This is a genomic window from Oscillibacter sp. (genome assembly GCF_031978065.1).
Classification (GTDB): domain Bacteria; phylum Bacillota; class Clostridia; order Oscillospirales; family Oscillospiraceae; genus Oscillibacter.
In genome coordinates this window covers 1-20,195 of sequence record NZ_DALZCH010000061.1, presented here as the reverse complement: position 1 = coordinate 20,195, position 20,195 = coordinate 1, and the positions used below count along the sequence as shown (strand labels likewise).

General features: G+C 57.9%; 21 protein-coding genes. 11 read left to right on the top strand and 10 right to left on the bottom strand.

All coding sequences use genetic code 11. From position 1 onward, the window contains the following. Positions 1-124 precede the first annotated feature (124 nt). From RTK01_RS10335 to RTK01_RS10290, 10 genes are all read right to left on the bottom strand, one after another. The gene (locus tag RTK01_RS10335) at positions 125-775 is read right to left on the bottom strand and encodes a bifunctional 4-hydroxy-2-oxoglutarate aldolase/2-dehydro-3-deoxy-phosphogluconate aldolase (RefSeq protein WP_312280885.1); all 651 of its coding nucleotides are present in this window, start codon (positions 773-775) and stop codon (positions 125-127) included. A gap of 25 nt (positions 776-800) precedes the next feature. After that, on the bottom strand, positions 801-1,058 hold the full coding sequence (locus tag RTK01_RS10330; RefSeq protein ID WP_312280884.1) for a UxaA family hydrolase: 258 nt from the start codon (positions 1,056-1,058) through the stop codon (positions 801-803). A 179-nt stretch (positions 1,059-1,237) separates the two neighbouring features. Continuing rightward, positions 1,238-1,993, bottom strand: a complete 756-nt coding sequence (locus RTK01_RS10325) for an SDR family NAD(P)-dependent oxidoreductase (protein WP_312280883.1) — start codon at positions 1,991-1,993, stop codon at positions 1,238-1,240. Positions 1,994-2,002: 9 nt separating this feature from the next. Continuing rightward, positions 2,003-3,292, bottom strand: a complete 1,290-nt coding sequence (locus RTK01_RS10320; RefSeq protein WP_312280882.1) for a TRAP transporter large permease — start codon at positions 3,290-3,292, stop codon at positions 2,003-2,005. Then, complete coding sequence (locus tag RTK01_RS10315) at positions 3,285-3,770, bottom strand: TRAP transporter small permease (RefSeq protein ID WP_312280881.1); 486 nt, start codon at positions 3,768-3,770, stop codon at positions 3,285-3,287. The genes RTK01_RS10320 and RTK01_RS10315 overlap by 8 nt, the downstream gene beginning before the upstream one ends. Before the next feature lie 58 nt (positions 3,771-3,828). Further along, the gene (locus RTK01_RS10310; protein WP_312280880.1) at positions 3,829-4,902 is read right to left on the bottom strand and encodes a DctP family TRAP transporter solute-binding subunit; all 1,074 of its coding nucleotides are present in this window, start codon (positions 4,900-4,902) and stop codon (positions 3,829-3,831) included. A 60-nt stretch (positions 4,903-4,962) separates the two neighbouring features. After that, positions 4,963-6,270 carry an acetyl-CoA hydrolase/transferase C-terminal domain-containing protein gene (locus RTK01_RS10305; protein ID WP_312280879.1) on the bottom strand — a complete coding sequence of 436 codons (1,308 nt, stop codon included), beginning with the start codon at positions 6,268-6,270 and terminating at the stop codon, positions 4,963-4,965. A gap of 64 nt (positions 6,271-6,334) precedes the next feature. Further along, positions 6,335-7,129, bottom strand: a complete 795-nt coding sequence (locus RTK01_RS10300) for an acyl-CoA dehydratase activase (RefSeq protein ID WP_312280878.1) — start codon at positions 7,127-7,129, stop codon at positions 6,335-6,337. 15 nt (positions 7,130-7,144) lie between these two features. Next, positions 7,145-8,269: a 2-hydroxyacyl-CoA dehydratase family protein gene (locus RTK01_RS10295; RefSeq protein WP_312280877.1), complete on the bottom strand. Its 1,125-nt coding sequence runs from the start codon at positions 8,267-8,269 to the stop codon at positions 7,145-7,147. Next, the gene (locus tag RTK01_RS10290; protein ID WP_312280876.1) at positions 8,266-9,498 is read right to left on the bottom strand and encodes a 2-hydroxyacyl-CoA dehydratase family protein; all 1,233 of its coding nucleotides are present in this window, start codon (positions 9,496-9,498) and stop codon (positions 8,266-8,268) included. Before RTK01_RS10290 ends, RTK01_RS10295 begins: the two co-directional genes overlap by 4 nt. Before the next feature lie 30 nt (positions 9,499-9,528). On the opposite strand from RTK01_RS10290, the gene RTK01_RS10285 reads away from it, so the two are divergent. From RTK01_RS10285 to RTK01_RS10235, 11 genes are all read left to right on the top strand, one after another. Continuing rightward, positions 9,529-9,852: a hypothetical protein gene (locus RTK01_RS10285; protein WP_312280875.1), complete on the top strand. Its 324-nt coding sequence runs from the start codon at positions 9,529-9,531 to the stop codon at positions 9,850-9,852. 112 nt (positions 9,853-9,964) lie between these two features. Then, the gene (locus RTK01_RS10280; RefSeq protein WP_312280874.1) at positions 9,965-10,996 is read left to right on the top strand and encodes an alcohol dehydrogenase catalytic domain-containing protein; all 1,032 of its coding nucleotides are present in this window, start codon (positions 9,965-9,967) and stop codon (positions 10,994-10,996) included. A gap of 327 nt (positions 10,997-11,323) precedes the next feature. Continuing rightward, positions 11,324-11,590, top strand: coding sequence for a 30S ribosomal protein S15 (rpsO, locus tag RTK01_RS10275; RefSeq protein ID WP_293009607.1), 267 nt, complete (start codon positions 11,324-11,326; stop codon positions 11,588-11,590). A 179-nt stretch (positions 11,591-11,769) separates the two neighbouring features. Further along, positions 11,770-13,920: a polyribonucleotide nucleotidyltransferase gene (locus RTK01_RS10270; RefSeq protein ID WP_312280873.1), complete on the top strand. Its 2,151-nt coding sequence runs from the start codon at positions 11,770-11,772 to the stop codon at positions 13,918-13,920. Between the two features lie 82 nt (positions 13,921-14,002). Continuing rightward, positions 14,003-15,382, top strand: a complete 1,380-nt coding sequence (gene mnmE / locus RTK01_RS10265; protein ID WP_312280872.1) for a tRNA uridine-5-carboxymethylaminomethyl(34) synthesis GTPase MnmE — start codon at positions 14,003-14,005, stop codon at positions 15,380-15,382. A gap of 161 nt (positions 15,383-15,543) precedes the next feature. Beyond that, positions 15,544-16,116, top strand: coding sequence for a DUF1836 domain-containing protein (locus RTK01_RS10260; protein ID WP_312280871.1), 573 nt, complete (start codon positions 15,544-15,546; stop codon positions 16,114-16,116). After that, on the top strand, positions 16,116-16,994 hold the full coding sequence (locus tag RTK01_RS10255) for a DegV family protein (RefSeq protein ID WP_312280886.1): 879 nt from the start codon (positions 16,116-16,118) through the stop codon (positions 16,992-16,994). The genes RTK01_RS10260 and RTK01_RS10255 overlap by 1 nt, the downstream gene beginning before the upstream one ends. A gap of 80 nt (positions 16,995-17,074) precedes the next feature. Next, on the top strand, positions 17,075-18,034 hold the full coding sequence (gene prmA / locus RTK01_RS10250) for a 50S ribosomal protein L11 methyltransferase (protein ID WP_312280870.1): 960 nt from the start codon (positions 17,075-17,077) through the stop codon (positions 18,032-18,034). 9 nt (positions 18,035-18,043) lie between these two features. Next, entirely contained in the window at positions 18,044-19,039 is a 996-nt protein-coding gene (locus tag RTK01_RS10245; RefSeq protein ID WP_312280869.1) for a bile acid:sodium symporter family protein, read from the top strand. Positions 19,040-19,244: 205 nt separating this feature from the next. Continuing rightward, on the top strand, positions 19,245-19,493 hold the full coding sequence (locus tag RTK01_RS10240) for a hypothetical protein (RefSeq protein WP_312280868.1): 249 nt from the start codon (positions 19,245-19,247) through the stop codon (positions 19,491-19,493). A gap of 81 nt (positions 19,494-19,574) precedes the next feature. Continuing rightward, positions 19,575-20,195: S8 family serine peptidase (locus tag RTK01_RS10235; protein ID WP_312280867.1), on the top strand; the 621-nt coding region annotated here is incomplete at its 3' end.

The window sequence follows — 20,195 nt, the reverse complement described above, 5'->3', positions numbered from 1 at the left end:
CGCGTCCTTTGCCCCAAGGGTTCTGCGGCGGGTGCACAGCAACCGCTTTTCCCCGTCCAGCAGAAAAATCCGCACATTGCTGGTTCCAACGTCGTAGTACGCAATCAGACCCCGCTCCATCCGCTCACCCCCGGATGGCTTGCGCATAGGCTCTGGCCGTGTTGGCGATTTCGTCCAGCTTCCCCTCGGACACCATCTTGGCCGAGACGAGGTTTCCCCCCACGCCAACGCCCACGCACCCGGCCTGGAGAAAGTCCGGCGTGTTCTGCGGGGTCACGCCGCCCACAGCGGTGAAGGGAATGTGGCCCAGCGGACCACGGAGAGCCCTGATATACTCCGGCCCCAAAATTCCCGCCGGAAACAGCTTGACGATATTCGCGCCCCAACTCCACGCGCTGGCCGCTTCCGTGGCCGTCATGGCCCCGGGAATAGAGACAAGCTCCAGCCGCCGGGTTTCCCGGATCACCGCCTCGTCGGCATTGGGCGAGATGATATAGCCCGCGCCCGCCTCCTTGGCAAGATTCACTTCCTCAGCCGTCATGACCGTCCCCGCGCCCACCCCAATTTCATTTTCAAAGCGTTCGGACAGCAGCCGAATGGAGCGCAATGTCTCCTCAATGCCGCCCTCTTTGCTGTGGTCAAAGGTGACCTCCAAACAGCGCAGGCCCCCCGCCAGAATCGCCCCGGCTAAATCGCAGATCTGACTGCTTGGAATCCCCCGTACAATCGCGATGACCTTCGTTTCCATAATTGCTTCCAATGCCGTGTGTTTCATAGTCGTCTCCTTTTGGTTTGCGGGCTTACAGCGTCACGCCGTCCCGCAGAATGCCCATCTGATAATATCCGTTTTCTTCGTTTCTCGTGTGGTATGTGCCGTTGCAGGTGTCCAAAACCGCGTCATAGAGCTGTCGGGTAAAAACTTGAAGCGCCTCGTCCGTGGACTGCGCCAGTAAAGCACCCGCGTCAAAGTCAATCCAGCCCCGCTTTTTCTGCGCAAGGCGGCTGTTGGACGACAGACGGAAGGTAGGCCCGGCAAAGCCGCAGGGCGACGGCCACATTGTCCTGCGGATAAATTCTCAAAAAGTCCATCGTTTCCTCCTGTTTTTACCGCCGGTCCGTCCGCCGGAATGCATTCGCAAGCTCGTACTTCTCCTCTTCCAAATGGGCGCGGCGACTGACGCAGCGGCGCCTTCCCGCTGCCGGGGGCGTGGTTCCGCTTTATCAGCCGCCTAATTCTTTATCTGCCCATGAATCCCCCGTCCACGGGGAGCACCACGCCGGAGAGATAGTCCGACGCCGGAGAAACCAGAAACAGCAGCGCGCCAGTCAAATCCTCCGGCTCTCCCCACCGTCCGGCGGGAATCCGGCTTAAAATTTCCTGATTGCGTGCCGGGTTCGCCCGAATCGCGGCGGTATTGTCTGTGGCAAGATACCCGGGGGCAATGGCGTTCACCTGAACGCCCCTTGCCGCCCATTCGTTTGACAGCGACTTTGTGAACTGGGCCACGCCGCCCTTGGAGGCGGCGTAGGCCGGCACGTTGAAGCCGCCGAAAAAGCTGAGCATGGAGGCAATGTTGACAATTTTTCCACTGCCCTGCGCCAGCATCTCCCGTCCGCAAAGCTGGGCCATCTGAAAAGCCGAAATCAGGTTTACGCGAATCAGCTTTTCAAAATCTTCCACCGGAAAGTCCTCGCAGGGGTGGCGAATCTGGGTTCCGGCGTTGTTGACCAGAATGTCCACCCCGCCCAAAAACGCCTTTGCCCCCCGAAAGCAGGCTTCCACAGCCGCAGAATCCTGAAAATCGCCCACAAAGCCCCGGATGCGGTCCGGCTCGCCGATGTTGGCCGCCGCTACGTAAACGGACTCTCCGCTTCCGGTAATCGCTACCTTCGCCCCGGCGTCATAAAGCGTTTTGGCCAGAGAAAACCCGATGCCCCGGCTGCCGCCGGTGACAATGGCGCGTTTTCCCGCAATGTCAAATACAGCGTTCATGCCAGTGCCTCAGCCCATCATCCCCAGTGCTCTGGGCAGGGCCTCGGTGACAGCGGGGATATAGGTGATGACCAGCAGCGCGGCAATCATCACAAAGATAAACGGTACGATGGCTTTGCACAAATCCGTAAACTTCATTTTGGTCATGCCGGAGGCCACGAACAGGTTCACGCCCACGGGAGGAGTGATAAAGCCGATGGCCATGTTGGTGACCATGATCAGGCCGAAGTGAATAATGCCCACGCCAAACTCCTTTGCCACGGGATACAGGATTGGCGAGAGAATCAGGATGGCGGGCGTGGTGTCCATAATCATGCCAACCACCAGCAGCACCGCGTTGATCAGCAGCAGAATTACAAACTTGTTGTCGGTCATGGAGGTCATCCCCGTCATGATTGCCTCGGGAATGCGCTCCAGCGCCAGAACCTTGCCCAGAACGGTGCCGGTACCCACCATGATCAAAACCGTGCCCACCGTTTCGGCGGAGCCAACCAGAGAGTTATAGATTTTGGCCCAGTTCAGCTCCTTGTAAATCAGCGCGCCGGCAATCAGGCCATATACGCAGGCGATGACGGCCGCCTCGGTGGGGGTAAAAAAGCCGCCGTAAATTCCGCCCAGAATGATGACGGGAACCAGCAGCGCCCAGATGGCATCCACCGCAGCGCGCCCCAGACGGCGGAAGGAAAACTTTTGGCCGGAGCCCTTGTAGCCGCGCTTTCTGGAGATATAGATGCTCAGGGCGCACAGGCCGCCGCCCAGAACGAGCGCGGGACCAAAGCCGCCCATGAACAGCGTACCCACGGACGCGCCGGTGGAAACGCCGTAAAGCACCATGGGGATGCTGGGGGGCACAATCACGCCCAGACAGCCGGATGCGGCAATCAGCGCCACGGAGAAGGGCTTGTCATAGCCGTGCTCCACCATGGCGGGCACCATCACCGCGCCGATGGCGGCCACCGTGGCCGGACCGGAGCCAGAAATTGCGCCGAAGAACATGCAGGTGAGCACCGTAACCACGGCAAAGCCGCCTGTAATATGCCCCACCGCGGCCGAGCCAAGGTCGGCAAGCCGCTTGGACAGGCCGCCACCCTCCATCAGTCCACCCGCCAGAATGAAGAACGGAATGGCCATCAAGGGGAAGGAGTCCACCGCAGTGAACATGTTGGTGGCAAGATAGGAAAGAGACTGGGTGCTGCATGTGGTCAGGTAAATAACGAGGGACATACCGGCGGAAACGCCGATGGGCACCTTTAAGGCCAGAAAAATGGCAAAGGAACCAAACAAAATCAGATTAGTCATGGGAGCCGACGGCCTCCTTTCTCTCGCGGAAACGCGCAATGGTATCCTGAATCAGGCGAATCAGCATCAGCGCGCTGCCCACCAGAACGGAGCTATACGGAATCGCCATGGACAGCCGGACGGCGGGAGAAAGCTGCGCGGCGACACGCTGAACCACGGGGATGCTGTAATAGGTAAGAATCGCGGCGAAAATCATAAAAATCACGTTGGAGATGATGTTCAGCACAAACTTTCCGTTATCCTTAAAAAACAGATCCAGCAGCTCCACGCTGATGTGCTTGCGCTTGCGAATTGCCGAGGCAGCGCCCAAATAAATCATCCAGATAAACATGTACCGACCCAGCTCCTCCGTCCAGGACAAGGGCCAGCCAAATACGCGGAACACGATCTGCATAAAGATCATCAGAGTCATCACGCTTAGAAGAATTGCCAAAAGGACCTCTTCCAAATGCTTGTCAAGAAATGACACTATTTTCATATTCGTACCTTTCTCCTTGGTGCGGGCGAAGCGGAAGCTCCGCCCGCACCCATGTGCCTTAATTTGCCGCGTTGACTTCGTCTGCCTTCGCCAAAACGGTTTCCAGCGTCACGGTGGGATTGTAGTTCTTGGTGAAGAAGTCATAGGTGCCGGCGGTGGCCTCGCGGAACACATTGCGCTGCTCGTCGGTCAGGAAGGTGATTTCGCAGCCGCCGTCCTGGATGGTCTTGATGTACTCCTGCTCCTTGTCGATGGACTGCTGCCGGTTGACTTCCACCGCGGCTTTCGCAGCCTCGTCAACCACCTTCTGCAAGTCGGCGGGCAGGCTTTGATAAAACTCGTCGTTGATGCTGAAGCAGGTGATGTCAAAGGTGTGGCTCAGGTCGGTCATGTACTTCTGCACTTCATAGAAGGCGTTGGTAGCGGTAATGGCATAGGGGTTATCCTGACCGTCCACGGTGCCCTGCTGCAAAGCGGTATACAACTCGGCAAAGGACATGGGCATGGGGTTTGCGCCCATCTGGGTGAACATGTCGATGTACAGGGGGGACTCCATCACGCGGATCTTCAGGCCTTTCATATCGGCGGGAGTGACAATGGCGTGCTTGCTGTTGGTCACCTGACGGATGCCGTTTTCAAAGTAGCCCACAATGCGGATGCCGGTCTGGGTCCTGATGGCCTCGGCAAGCTGGGTGCCCACCTCACTGTCATAAAAAGCATAGGCTGCCTGACGGTTCTTAAACAGGAAGGGCAGACCCACGCTCATCAGCTCCTCTGTAAAGCTGGCGTACATGGACTGGCTGGTTTCGCACATCTGCATGTCGCCGGCCTGAACGGCCTCCACCAGCTCGCGGCTGCCGCCCAGCGTGTTGTTGTCATAGACCTCCACCTGAAGCTGGCCGCCGGAGAGCTGCTCGGCCACTTCCTTGAATTTAAACATGCCTTGAGAAATGGGGTGCTCGTCGGGAACGGTTCCGCCTACCGTGATCTTATATACGGTCTTGTCTCCGCCGGAGGCGGCGCTGCCTCCGGAAGCTGCGCCGGACGTGGAGCCGCCGCCACCGCAGGCGGCAAGGGCCATTACCATGGTTGCTGCCAGAGCCAGAGAGATAAACTTCTTTACCTTATTCATTGTCGTTCCTCCTAAAAATTTGTGGTATATCGTTCAGGGACTCTCCCCAAAGTCGTAAGCTCAGATGCCGGACTTCTGATAAAACTCGTAAAAATCGCGCTCGAGACCCTCCCGGAACTGAGGCGCCGCAATTTGAATGAGCGCCTTGGCCCGGTCCCGCAGGCATTTTCCAAACAGCTCCGCCACGCCATATTCCGTGACGACGTAGAAAATGTCGTTGCGGGGGGTTGCGATGGGTGTGCCTGCCTGCATCCGCGCCACAATGCGGGATACGGCTCCCTTCTTGGCCGTGGCGGGCAGGGCGATGACGGGCTTTCCGTTTTTGGACAGGGCCGCGCCGCGAATGAAGTCCAACTGCCCGCCGATGCCGGAGAACAGGGTCATCCCCATAGAGTCCGCCGCCACCTGCCCAGTGAGGTCCACCTCGATGGCGGAGTTGATGGCCACCATATTGTCGTTCTGTGAAATGACGCCCACGTGGTTGGTATAGTCCACAGGATGAAGCTGAATCATGTCGTTGCCGCCGGCAAAGTCATACAGCTTCCGGGTTCCCTGAATGAAGGTGGAGATAATTTTGCCCTTGTTAATGCTCTTGCGGGCGCCGTTGATCACGCCGGCCTCAATCAGGGGCAGAAGGTTGTCGGAGAAAACCTCCGTGTGGATGCCGAGGTCCTTCTTGTCAAACAGGCACTTGAGAATCGCGTTCGGAATCTTGCCCTGCCCCATCTGGAGAGTGGCGCCGTCCTCAATCAGTCCGGCAATGTTGGCGCCAATTTTGTCCACAACGGGGTCGCTGCTGTCAATCAGCGGCAGCTCATAGAGAGGAGTGTCCGCTTCCACGAAGTAGTCCAGCTCTGTCACGTGTACCTTTGTCTCGCCGCAGGTGCGGGGCATGTTGGGGTTGACCTGCACAATTTTCAGCTTGGCGGACTCCACGCAGGAGCGGGCAAAGTCCACGGACAGGCCGAAGCTGCAATAGCCTTCTTCGTCAGGGGGCGTCACCTGCCCCAGATACACGTCGCAGGGCACCACGCCGGAGCGCACCGCCCGGGGCTGGAGGGAAAATGCCATGGGGGTGAACTCTCCCCGGCCGCTCTGGATGCACTCGCGGTTTTTCGCGCCCAGAAACACCGAGCAAACCTTGAAACTTTCGGCGTACTCAGGCTGGGCATATTTGGCGGCGCCGATGTTCAGCCCCTGCCAGATGCGCACGTCCTTCAGCTCCCCGTTGCGCCTGAGCAGCGCGTCAAACAGGTACTCCGGCTCGGAAGCCGCGTGGGAAGGAATCACAAAATCTCCCGATTTGATATGAGAAACGGCTTCCTCCGCACTGACGACCCTTTGCTTGTAATAGTCTCTCCAATCCATGCTTGCTTGTTCCTCTCGTTTTATATTTGACGGCCAGCCGCAGGCAATTCCCGCGGGGCATTCATCACGCTGTTTCCACGGGATTCGCCTTGCGGTAAAACTCTTCGGCCAGCAGTGCCGCTCCAATGGCGCCCACCGCCTGACAGTCGGGTGCGGGCGTCACATCGCAGCCCAGCTCCTCCCCCAAAATCCGCACCATGGTGGCATTCAAAGCCACCCCGCCGCTCATGGCCACCTCCGGCTCCATGCCCACGCGGCCGCACAGTCCCGCAACCCGTTTCGCAACAGCCCGCAGCGCGCCGCAGGCCACGTCGTTGGGATGGGCTCCCTGCGAAAGCTGGGAGATAACCTCGCTTTCGGCAAACACCGTACACACACTGCTGATGGCAACATTCTTTGTTGCCTGCGCGGCCAGCACCGCCAGCTCCCCGATGGGGCAGCCCAGAACCCGGGCCATTACCTCCAAAAAGCGGCCGGTTCCGGCGGCGCATTTTTCGTTCATCACGAAGTTGCGGACGGTCCCGTCCCCGTCCAGCCGGATGACCTTGGAGTCCTGTCCGCCGATGTCCACCACCGTGCGGACCCGGGGCATAAGAAAGTGCATTCCCCGGGCGTGGCAGGTAAGCTCGGGGATGTGCCGGTCCGCATCCTTAGAAAGCAGCCGGCCATAGCCGGTGACCACCGTGTAGCGCACGTCCGCTCTGGTAATTCCCGCTTCGGCATAGAGGTTATCCAAAGCCTCGTAAACCCCTTTGGTCCCTGTGCCGAGATTGACGATTTTTGTGCCGAGGAGTTTCCCCCCGTCGTCCAGCAGTGCCGCCTTGGAGGAGGAGGAACCAATATCAATTCCTAAGTACATTCTAAAGCCCTCTCCTTACAGCAGCATTTCCGCAAGACTTTGAATCCGGGTGCCGATCTGGCCAAAGCTGTCCATCTGCTGCTCCACCTCCAGATACAACAGAGGGATTCCCGCCGCCTCCAGCTCCGCCTTGTAAATGGGGTAGTCAAACTCGTCCGGGTCACAGAACTTCATTTGCAGGGTGATCACCGCGTCCGCCTTGTTTTCCCTTACCAAATCAATCAGCTTCTGTCCCCGTGTCTTCTCCGGTTCATACAGGAAAGGGCAGCCCTTCTGGTCCGCGATGCGCCAGACCATTTTGGAAAGAGCGTCTCCCTCTGCCCGGGCGGGTACGCGGAACTGGCGACTCTCCTGTGCCAGATCGTCAGCCACAATGGCCACGCCGTTTTCCCGCAGGCTGTCCAGCACACCCAAAGGCTCCCCAACAAGGCCCGTGGCCACCGCCCGCACCGGGCAGGTTTCCTCCGGCAGCTCCGCCAAAAGATGGGTCAGTTCGGTAATTTCCCGGGTATGCTGGGCCTTATCCATGAAGTACCCGGCCTTGATGATCAGATGCCGGGCCTTGGCGTGAACAGTTTGGGGATGAGCGGAAGTGACCTTTGTAAAGGCGCGCATGGCCTCCCGCCAGGTTTCATATACCGCGAAGGCCGCTTCCAGCTCTGCGTCGGAAACGCTTTGGCCCGCCAAATCCTCCAGCTCCCGGCGCACTCGGGAAAACTCCTCCCGGAGATATTCCTCTCCGGCGGGCAGCGTCCGGTTCTGGGGATAGACCACCGGAATGATAGGTACCTGCGGCACGGCCACCTTCCAGTTTTCGCAGATGCATTTAAGTGTGTCGCACACGGTGGGCAGCATCACGGCCCGCAGCCGATTATACGTACCCCGCATCCCATATTCAATGTCCGCCCGCATAATCGAGCAGCAAAAGCCCTGCAAATACCGGTCTGCCAGCTTGATTTCGGTACTTCCGCCCCAGATGCCCACGGGGAGAAATCCGGCAGCATAGACCAGCTCTTCCGGCGCGTACAGGTAGAAGCCCACGGCTTCCTTCCCGGCCTGCTTGCAGGCTTCCGCCACGGTGCGGTCCGGGTGCATGGCCTTTTCACACAGAGCGTCGATGATTGACTGCGCGCTGCTCATTTCAAGTCACCTCTCTGCTTCTTAATCTTGTTTTTCTCCATCATTTCAACCAACGCCTGAATCCTCGTCTCATACTGGGCCTGAGAGAAGACGCGGGGGTCGGTCTGGTCCCCGTCAAACACCACGGAGGGCACGCCCGTGGCATCCTCAATCCGGCGCTGCACCTCGTACTGGCGGAAATCCATCAGCTTGCAGCTTCGGTTGGAATGGTATACAATGCCGTCCAGATCAAAGTCCCGCACCAGCTTGATGACGTTTCCGGTGCCGTAGTCCAGATTGCGGTTGGCGTAGTTGGCGCTGTAAGCCCGGGCCATGCCGTCCAGATCATTTTTCTCGTACACGATGGTCCAGGATTCGGGATAGGTGCTGGTCACCATGTTGATTCCGTATTTTTTCAAGGTCTTATAAGTGACGGAGAGGTGGGGCCAGCAGGCGATTCCGTCCCACATGATGCGGTACTTCTCCTCCCCCTCCTTCCAAGGGCCGATGCCCAGCCGTACCTTTTCGGCCATCTCGTCGTGCCAGAGCTTGAACAAATCCCGGGTGGATTCCTTGCCCCGGGCGCAGACAATCATGGCCATGTAATTGAACATGTCAAAGCCGTTGAGAGGCGAGGGATGATTGCGGCCCAAATCCGTGGCCCGCCGCCACCAGAGGGCTGCGTCGGACGACACCTTCATGACCTCACCGAACTTATCGTAATCAAACTTCTTCCCGGTGATTTCCACTAGCTGCGCGATGGCGTGCTCAATCTGTCCGCGCATATAGCGGATGCTGTGCTCTGGAATGTCAAAGGTGTGGTTAAAGGGCATATCAAACATCACCAGCGGAATGTGCAGCAGCTTGGCCAGATTTTCATACCATTTTAACGCGGTGTTGCAGATATTGCTGCAACAGAAAATCAAGTCCGGCATGGGAATGTTTTCCGCCTCGGAAAACTGAATATCGGTATAGCCGATGTTCACCCGGGCATAGGAGCAGATGTCTGCGGAATAGCCCTTTCCCTCCGCATTGGCAATAAACTGCGGCGCATCCTTCCGCGCCCCGATGGCGGCGGCGTGGTTTTCGGGATACACAACGTCGATATCCAACGTCTCAAGCAGCTCCTGCGGACAGATCGACGTGGCCCACGCAACCAGTTTCCCTTCCTTCTTGGCCTGCATAGCCCCCGCGTAATGTTCCTCCTGCAGCTTCGCCAATAGCTGCTTTGACGTTAACGCGCTTTCCATGTTGACACTTCCTTATACAAAGATTTGCGGTTGGACTTCGCAAAAACAACCGCGTTTGCTTCCCGCACAGAAACAAGCAAACGGCGCGCCAAAAACATCACCCGATTTTCACGAAGTTTTTTTTATTTTGTTGTGCAGTGTGCCAGAGAATGTTGCACTTTTTTAACTTTAGATGTAAAACAGCATCACCCGATGCGCCGCCACCTCAAAACCGCCCCTTTCTATGCGCCGTTTTTTCATCACTTATCCTTCGGGCGTTCTTTTCCGCCCCCGGAACGGCCCTTGTGGGACGCTTTTTCTGGTCGATCCATTTTAATTAAAGATAAAATTACAAACTTTTCTAAAATATTTTGACAATTGCTCGCCGAAAGCCAAATTCGCCCTTTAACTGGCATGAGATTTGCTGAAAAATCAGTAGTAATTGCACTTTTTATCCGGCGACAATTCTGAAAAGGGGTACCTGTTTATGAAAGCGAATTTGTACGAGGGCAACCATTCCTTTGCCCTGCATGATTACGAGCCCGCTCTCCCCAAGGCCCATGAGGTACAGGTGGACGTGGCCTATTGCGGCATCTGCGGCTCGGACCTGCATGTTTACCACGGCGATTATGACTACCGGTTCAAATCCCTCCCCCGGGCCATCGGACACGAGTGCGCCGGGATTGTGGCCGCGGTGGGCGAGAGCGTCACGGAATGGAAGGTGGGCGACCGAGTAGCGGTCTGCCCGCTGGACTACTGCGAGGATTGTGTTGTATGCAAAGAGGGAGACAACAACTGCTGCGCCAACCTCAATTTTATGGGTCTGGACTCCTGGGGCGCCATGTGCAACCGCTGGACAGTCCACGAGCGCACGCTCCACCGCCTGCCCGGGGGCATCAGTCTGCTTCACGGCGCACTGGTAGAGCCGCTGGCCGTTTGCTTCCATGCGCTGGAGCGCTCCCAGTCCAAGGGCGGGGACTATGCCGTGGTCATCGGCAGCGGCCCCATCGGACTGATGACGGCGCTGGTGGCCCGGTATCTGGGCCTTCAGGTGGTAATTTCCGAGGTGAATCCCGTCCGCATTGAAAAAGCCCGCCAGATGGGGTTCACGGTAATGAACCCCAAGGAGACAGACCTGCGCCAGTACGTTTTTGAAGCCACGGACGGCGTGGGCGCCGACGCGGTGTTTGAGATTTCCGGCACGCAGGCGGGACTTGACACTATGGTTGAGCTGATTCACCCCCACTCCCGTATCGTACTGGTGGCGGCTTATCCTAAGCCCATGCAGCTTCAGCTTCAGCGGCTGTTCATGAAGGAAGTCAATCTGATCATCACCCGCAACTACAACCACAAGGATTTTGACGCCGCCATTGAGATGATGGAGGCCGCCCCCATCAATTTTGACGAGCTGATTACCAAGATTCTTCCGCTGGATCAGGTGCAGCAAGGCATGGAACTGTGCGGCTCCCCCACCGGCGACGTGGTGAAGGTCATGGTGGACTGTCGGAGCCATCTGTAAGCACAAGAACGGGACTGCGCGTGCTTCCTTTTGTTACATCTTTTTAAAAAATGCCCGAAAAGCCGCAATTACGGCTTTTCGGGCATTTTTTCGTTTTAGCGGAATAAAGCATCAACAGAAGCAGAAATCAAAGTCAAAACGTTTGAATTTCGGCATTTTTGGGGAAAAATGATTGACAGAAATATGAAAAAAATCTTTACAATCGGGAATCCTTATGATATAGTAAAAAAGCACGCAAACATGCGGCGCCCCAGCACTTCGTTTCGTGGCTCTCACCGGCCCGATGCGCAGTTCTGTGGGTAATTTTCAAAAAAGGTGGAAACAATTATGATGCGCAAGGAAGAAAAAACCGCGGTTATCGACGCGAACCGCACCCATGCCACGGACACTGGCTCTCCCGAGGTTCAGGTCGCCATTCTGACGGAGCGGATTAACACCCTCACTCAACACATGAAGGCGAACCCTCAGGACAAGCACTCCAATCGCGGCCTCATTATGATGGTCGGTAAGCGCCGCAGCCTGCTGGACTACCTCATGAAGAAGGACATCGAGCGTTACCGCGCCCTGATTGCAAAGCTCGGCATTCGTAAGTAAGATGAAGCGTGGGCGGTGTAGTTTGTCTGCACCGCCCCCTTTTCATAGATTTTGCGCCGCCAAAAGCGCCTTTAGCAGTTGAAAACGCGCCCCCGGATAGGCCCTGCGAGGCCGTGTTTTCAAGTGCTAAATGGCCGGCATGACGCAAAAAATTTAATTTTCCAAAAGGAGAATGCAACATGTCAACGATTATTACCAAGCGTCAATACCCCGGCTACCGCAAGTACGAGATGGACTTGGCGGGCCGTCCTCTCACTCTGGAGGTAGGCAAGCTGGCGGAGCTGGCCAACGCCGCCGTCATGGTGGGCTACGGAGACACTCGCGTGCTGTGCTGCGTCACCGCCGCTGCCCGTCCCCGGGACGGAATTGACTTCTTCCCCCTGAGCGTGGACTTTGAGGAGAAGCTGTACTCCGTGGGCCACATTCCCGGTTCTTTTAACCGGCGCGAGGGTCGCCCCGGCGAAAAGGGCGTTCTGACCTCCCGGGTCATTGACCGGCCTATCCGCCCCCTGTTCCCCCACGATTTCCGCAACGACGTGTCCGTGATGTGCACAGTCATGAGCGTGGACCGGGATTGCTCTCCCGAAATTGCCGCTCTCATCGGCACCTCTGCCGCCCTCGCCATCTCCGACATTCCCTGGAATGGCCCCGTTTCCGCGCTGAAGGTGGGTCTTGTGGACGGAAAGCTGGTGTTCAACCCCAACTCCGAGGATCACAAGGTTTCTGATCTGGACGTGACTGTGGTTTCCACCGGCAAAAAGGTGGTCATGATCGAGGCCGGCGCCAACGAAGTGAGCAATGACACCATGTACGAGGCCATCCGCATGGCCCACGAAGAGAACCAGAAGCAGATTGCCCTCATCAACCAGATGGTAAGCGAAATCGGCAAGGCCAAGTTTGAGTATCCCCACGCCGACTTCAATCAGGAGCTGTTTGACAAAATTGTGGCCGCCACCATGGACGACGCCAAGGCCGCCATGGATACCGACGACAAAAACGTCCGTGAAAGCCGCTGGAACCAGCTTATCGAGAAGTGGCACGGTCTGTTCCTCGAGGAATACCCCAACATGGATCAGTATCTGGACGAGTTCACCTATAAGTTCCAGAAGAAGATCGTCAAGGCCTGGCTGCTGGAAGGCCACCGGGTCGACGGCCGAAAGAGCAACGAAATCCGCGCGCTGGACGCAGAGGTGGGCATTCTTCCCCGGGTCCATGGCTCCGGCCTGTTCACCCGTGGCCAGACGCAGGTGCTTTCCGCCTGCACGCTGGACACTCTCTCCGCCAACCAAAAGCTGGACACCATCTGGGAGGAGACGGAGAAGCGCTATATGCACCACTACAACTTCCCCGGCTACTCTGTGGGCGAGTCCAAGCCCGCCCGCAGCCCCGGCCGCCGCGAAATCGGCCACGGCGCGCTTGCCGAGCGGGCGCTGGTGCCGGTGCTCCCCTCCGTGGAGGAATTCCCCTATGCCATCCGCGTGGTGAGCGAAGTGGTTTCGTCCAACGGCTCCACCTCTCAGGGCTCTATCTGCGGCTCCACTCTGGCACTGATGGACGCGGGCGTGCCCATCAAGGCCCCCGTGGCAGGTATCTCCTGCGGCCTGATTCAGGACGACAACGGCGGCTTCACCACCTTTATCGACATTCAGGGCGTGGAGGATTTCCACGGCGAAATGGACTTTAAGGTGGCAGGTACCAAGAAGGGCATCACCGCCATTCAGATGGACCTGAAAAACGACGGCCTGACCATGGAGATTATCAAAAACGCGCTGGAAATCACCGGGGACGCACGCATCGAGATTCTGGACCAGATTATGCTGCCCTGCATCGCCGCTCCCCGGTCTGAGGTTTCCCGCTATGCTCCCAAGATGATCACCATGCACATCGACCCGGACCGCATTCGTGAGGTCATTGGCAAGGGCGGCTCCGTGATTCAGAAGATCGTGGCCGACACCGGCGCGAAAATCGACATCAACGACGACGGCTCCATTTTCATTGCCGCCGCGGATGCCACCTCTGGCGAGGCCGCCAGAAAGTGCATCAACGACATCGTGTTTGTTCCCGAGGTCGGCAAGCTGTATTACGGCCGCGTGGTGCGTCTGATGACCTTCGGCGCGTTTATCGAGATTGCCCCCGGCAAGGACGGCCTGTGCCACATCTCCAAGCTGGCGGATCGCCGCATTGAGAAGGTGGAGGACGCCTGCAAGGTGGGCGACATGATGTGGGTCAAGTTCATGGAAATTGACGAGAAGGGCCGCTGGAACCTCTCCCACAGGGACGCCATGAAGGAAATTGAGGAGAAGAAGGCCAAGGGCGAGCCCATTCAGTAACTCTCTTTCGCTTTTATAAAATACGGGGCGGAGCAACTGCTCCGCCCCGTCGTTTTTGTGCGCTGCACGGAAAGGAGCAACCATGGATACCATTGCCGCCATCGCCACAGGAAAAGCCCCCGTCGCCATCGGTGTGATTCGGATTTCCGGTCCGGAGACGGACGCTGTGGTGGGCCGGGTGTTTCACCCGGATTGCCAAAAGTGCTTTTCAGCGCTGGAGCCCCGCAAGCTTTTTATGGGCCGGATGCTGGACGCGGAAAGCCGCGTGCTGGACGGCGGCATGGCTGTCCGCTTTCCCGGCCCCGCCAGCTACACCGGCGAGGACAGCGCGGAACTTCACTGTCACGGCTCCCCCGTGGCGATGGGAGAGCTTTTACTGGCTCTGTTTGCCGCCGGTGCGCGGCAGGCCCGGCCCGGAGAATTTACCCAGCGGGCCTTTTTAAACGGCAAGCTGGATTTGACGCAGGCAGAGGCCGTCATTGACCTCATCGAGGCAGAAAGCCCCGCCGCCGCCCGAAACGCCGCCATGCAGGTAAACGGGGCGCTGGGCCGCAGCCTGTCCGCCGTTTATGAAAGCCTGACGGCCATTGCCTCTCAATTTTACGCCGTGGTGGACTATCCCGATGAGGACATTGAGGATTTGGACGCAGAGCGGCTGACCGCCACTCTCCGGGAATCGGAGGAACTTCTTGGCCGTTTGCTTGCCACATGGAGCCGGGGCCGCCTTTTAAAAACCGGCGTGCGCACCGCCATTATCGGACGCCCCAACGCAGGAAAGTCCTCCCTGCTGAACGCGCTGGCGGGCTTTGACCGGTGCCTTGTCACCGACGTGCCGGGAACCACGCGGGACACGGTAGAGGAATCTGTCCTCTGCGGCGGCGCACTGCTGCGGCTGATCGACACCGCCGGTATTCGGGAGACAGAGGACTTGGTGGAACGGCTGGGGGTGGAGCGGTCCAAGTCTGCCGTGGAAGGAGCCGATCTGGTCCTCGCCGTGCTGGACGGGACTGCGGAATTTACGGAGGAGGACGGCGCGATATTGGAGCTGGCAAGTCACTGCCCCCACTGGCTTTTGATCCTTACAAAACAGGATTTGCAAAGAAGCGGCGCAGAGGTTTTAAACCTTCCCGGAGAGTTGTCAATTTCGCCGGAGGGAATCATCTCTCTCAGCTCCGTCACCGGGCAGGGGCTGGACGCGCTGGAATCCGCCGTTGCCGCTCTCTTCCCCGACGGGACGGAATCCGCCGAGCTGCTTTTGACCGATCCCCGGCAGGCAGACGCCGTGGGGCGGGCCAAGGCCGCGCTTTGCCGGGGGCTGGACGCGCTGCGCGCCGGGCTGACCCCGGACGTGGTTTTGTCCGACACAGAGGAAGCCATGGGCGCAATTGGAGAGCTGACGGGCCGCACCGCCAAAGAGGACATCGTATCCGCCATTTTCTCCCGGTTCTGCGTCGGCAAGTAATTGGACGGCTTTTTGAAGCTTCGACAGGACAGACGTAGCCGGGGGCTCGCCTGTTTTGCCAGCCCTATCTGATATTGGTTTCCGCAAAATACGATTTACAAAACCAGATAATTGTGGTATTCTCTCTGTAAATGAAGCCCATTTTGAGAGGGGGACGCATAATGGAGGATCAGACGCACTTACAGGCGCGTTTGCGGGAGCAGCGCCCGGTGGATTGGGACCAGCTTCCCGACTTTTCCCTGTATATGGATCAGGTACTCAGCTATATGGACCGGCAGGTTCTGCGCTTTGACGGGGACGATGGACTGACCGCCGCCATGGTGAACAACTACACCAAGGCCGGACTGCTACCCCGGGCCGATGGCAAGAAATACAACCGGGAGCATCTGGCATATCTTACGGTGATCTGCGTGCTCAAGCAGGTCTTTTCCTCCAAGGACATGGGCCTTTTGCTGGATCAGGAGCTAAAGGACTCCGGCAGCGCGGAGGCAGGCTACCTCACTTTCTGCCGCAGTCTGGATTCCTCCATGGCGCTTACCGCCAGCCAGATGGACCAGCACCAGGACCCGGAAAAGCTGGCGGACTCGGCCATTCATTTTGCTCTTTTAAGTTATGCCGCCGGGGCGGCCAGCCGCCGGTATGTGACGCTGCTGCGCCACCGCCGGGGCGAGATGGAGGAAAAGCCGGTCCGTGAGAAGCGGAGTCGACAGAAGAAAGAGGAGGATGCGGAATGATACGCGATTTTGTAATTTTGACCGACAGCAGCTGCGACCTGTCCGCCGACATGGCGGCAGAGCTGGAGCTGGAGGTTCTTCCCCTGAGCTTTCATATCGGAGAGCAGGAATATCACAATTATCTGGACGGGCGGGAGCTTGGCTTTTTGGAGTTTTTTGAAAAGATACGCGCAGGAGAGACAGGCACCACCTCCGCCATCAACGTGGGCGCGTTTGAGAGCAAAATGCGGGAAATTTTGTCTCAGGGGAAGGACATTTTGTGCTTGAGCTTTTCCTCGGGCCTTTCCACCACTCATCAGTCCGCCGCCATTGCGGCGGAAGACCTGCGTCCGGAATTTCCGGAGGCCAAAATTTATGTGGTGGACTCTTTGTGCGCCTCAATGGGGCAGGGGCTGTTCGTTTGGCTCTGCGCCCGGCAGAAAAAGGCCGGAAAAAGCATCGACGAGGTGCTGGCCTATGCGGAGGAAGAAAAATATCATGTGTGCCACTGGTTCACGGTTGACGATCTGAACCACCTGAAGCGGGGCGGCCGCATCAGCGCCACCACCGCCCTATTTGGCACGATGCTGTCCATCAAGCCCGTGATGCACATGGACAACGAAGGGCATCTCATTCCTGTCAGCAAAGCCCGGGGGCGCAGGGCCTCTTTGATGACACTGGTGGATGAGATGGAGCGTCTTTCCGTGAACCCCGCCGGGCAGACAATCTTCATCAGCCACGGAGACTGCTATGACGACGCGAAGCTGGTGGCCAATGAAATCACCCGCCGCTTCGGCACACCCAGTGAAAATATACATATCAATTACGTAGGCCCTGTCATCGGCAGCCACACGGGCTGCGGCGTGGTGGCGCTGTTTTTCCTTGGCACGGAGCGCTGAGAAACAGGGGCCGGCAGGACCCCGCACAGACCAATCAAAATACGGTCCGTCGAGGCGGATGAAACGGGAGGCGCAGCCTGATGAACTGGCTGGAGGTCCATATAGATACAAACCACGAGGGGTTGGAGGCAACGGAGGCATTTCTCTCGGGCCTTGGCATCGACGGCGTGGTAGTTGACGATGAAACAGAGTTTCACACATTTTTGGAGGAAAACCGGCAGAGCTGGGATTACGTGGACGAAGACCTCTTAAAAAAAGAGTCCGGCGTGTCTCGCATCACCTTTTACTTAGAGGAGAACGAGGCGGGCTTTGCCCGGCTGGGAGAGGTTCGCATTGCTTTGGAAGAATTCAGGCGCACCCATTCCGGCTGCGGAACGCTTTTGATGACGATGGAATCCCTGAAGGAAGAGGACTGGGCCTATGGCTGGCAAAAGTATTATAAGCCCCTGAACATCGGAAGCCGCCTGCTGGTGATTCCCCAGTGGGAAAAAGACAGTGTAAGCCCCGGGGACCGGGTGCCTCTTATTCTGGACCCCGGTCTTTCTTTCGGTACCGGTAGCCACGCCACCACCCGACTGTGCCTTGAGGCATTGGAGCAGGCGGTGAAACCCGGCGATACCGTGCTGGATTTGGGCTGCGGCAGCGGCATTCTCTCCATCGCGGCGCTGAAGCTGGGGGCCGCCTCCGCCACAGCGGTGGACATTGACGCAAACTGCGTCAACGTTGCCTATGAAAACGCGGCGCTCAACGGCGTGGGCCGGGACCGGTATACCGTCCTTTCCGGCGACGTTTTGGGTGATGAGGGTCTTGTTTCCTCCCTTGGCGGAAATTACGACATTGTGACGGCCAACATCGTGGCAGACGTGATCTTGGGCCTTGCGCCCATGGCGCGGCAGTTTTTAAAGCCACGGGGCCTGTTCCTGTGCTCCGGAATTATCGACGACAGGGCCACGGAGGTGGCGGACGGGCTGCGCCGCTGCGGCTGGGCGATTCTCGAATCCCATGAAGACGGCGGCTGGTTTGCCTTCGTCTGCCGCTGAGGGGGATGCATGGAAAAATTGCAACGACTCGACCGATTTCTTTCGGATAAGATTCTCTGGTTTACCATCGCCTCTCTGCTGCTGGGCATCTTCTTCTGCAAGCCTTTCAGCGTGCTGGTCCCCTTTACGCCCGCGATTTTTGCGGCCATGACGTTTATCAACACGCTGGGATGCAGCTTTCGGCAGATTGGTCATGTGGCAACCCACCCCGTCCCCGTGCTGGTAATTTTGGTGCTGCTGCATCTGGTGGTTCCAGCTTTATGTCTGGGACTTTGCACCCCGCTGTTTCCGGACAATCCGCTGTTTATCACCGGGCTGGTGCTGAACTTCGTGCTGCCCACCGGCGTAGTTTCCCTGATGTGGGTGACCATCGGCCGGGGCAACCTGCCCCTGTGCCTGTCGGCCCTGCTGCTGGACACGCTGCTATCCCCAATTATGGTTCCTCTGAGCATGAAGCTGCTGGTGGGCTCTATGGTGGTGATGGACGCATCGGGCATGATGAAGGATCTCCTGTTCATGGTGGCGCTGCCCGCCACCCTCGCCCTGTTGTGCCACCGCATCCGAGGCGGGCAGTTTGCCCAGCATTGGAAGCCGCGCCTTTCCCCCTTTGCAAAGCTTCTGATGTTTCTCATCATCGTCTCCAACGCCACAAGCGTTGCGCCGTTTTTGAAATCTGTCTCCCCCACCTTGCTGGCGGTCATTGCGGTGCTGGTTGGACTGTCCGTCTTTTCCTACTTTCTGGGCTGGTTCGTATCCCACCGCCTGATGCGGTTGGACTTCCCCTCCGTGCAGACCGTGACAATTGTCACCGGCGCTCGGAACATCAGCGCAGGCGCTGTGCTGGCAGCGCAGTATTTTCCCCCGGACGTGCTGTTTCCCGTGGCCTTTGCTCCGATTTTTACCCAGATTATGCTGGCTGTTACGGTGAAGTTTCTGCGAAGAACCAAAGCCGGACAGGCGGATCAGGCGGCTTGGGAGGCAGAATCGGCGTCTGTGCCCCAGTAAAAGCTTCCTCTGACATGCATCCGCTCCCCCAAAGCAGCTCAACTGCTTTGGGGGCTTTTTTGTTTTCAAAGAGCGCCGCAAGCAAAATCCCCTCATATGCACAGCACCTCTTTCATACGCTGGGAATATCATAAATCAAGCGGGCGAAGGTTGACGTGCTTTTTGCTGTCAACGCCCCCGGTGTCGGATATGAGGAGGATGCGGTATGCGAAAAATGCCGATAACAAGACCGCCCAACACGGTCCCGACCTACTGCCGGATTCTGCGGGGAACCGGCCCCGCTTCCATTCGCCAGCATGTGGGCTATCTTGTCTATATATGGACCGTTTACGGCGACGGCTTTTGGATGTACCCCACGGAGGTACGCGGTGGAATTCTGTACGGCTACATATGGAAATCAGCCCATTATGAATATTCCCAGTTGCGCGTCTCGCTGGTAGACTGCCTTTATTGACGCGCCCGCCGCGCTCCTTTGGCGCGCGGGCGCTGGAACTTTGGACCAAAACATATAAGAGTTCATGCAAGGAGGGATTCTATGCCCCCACAGCCGGTGCGTCTTGAGAAATTGACCCGGTTTGAATCCAACGAATTTACCGAAAGCGGCTTGCTGGAGGTCATTGTCAAATATAACGGAGATCTTTTAAGTATCGGCGCGCTGCTTGGCGCCGATATTGAACTGCTCAGCCCCGATTACGCCATTATCACTTTACCGGTAGACCGGCTGGCGGAGCTTTACGGATTTCCGCAGATTGAGTTTATTGAGCTGCCCAAGGTCCTTACCTTTATGCTGCGGAACAGTTTGGAGAGCGCCTGCATCCCCCCCGTCCAGCGGCCCGACACCTTTGGGCTGACGGGCGCCGGGGTCATCGTGGGCATCATTGATTCCGGCATTGATTACACGCATCCCGACTTCCGGAATCCTGACGGCAGCACTCGAATTCTCTATCTCTGGGACCAGACCGCCGTAGGGCCGCCCCCGGCAGGCTTTCGCAGCGGTGTGGAATACAGCAGTATTCAAATTGACGAAGCTTTGGCAAGCCCGAACCCCCGTGCCGTCGTTCCCTCCGTGGATACTGCGGGCCATGGAACGGCGGTGGCGGGCATTGCCGCCGGAAACGGGGCCGCCAGCGGCGGCGTGGAAGTGGGCGTTGCCCCG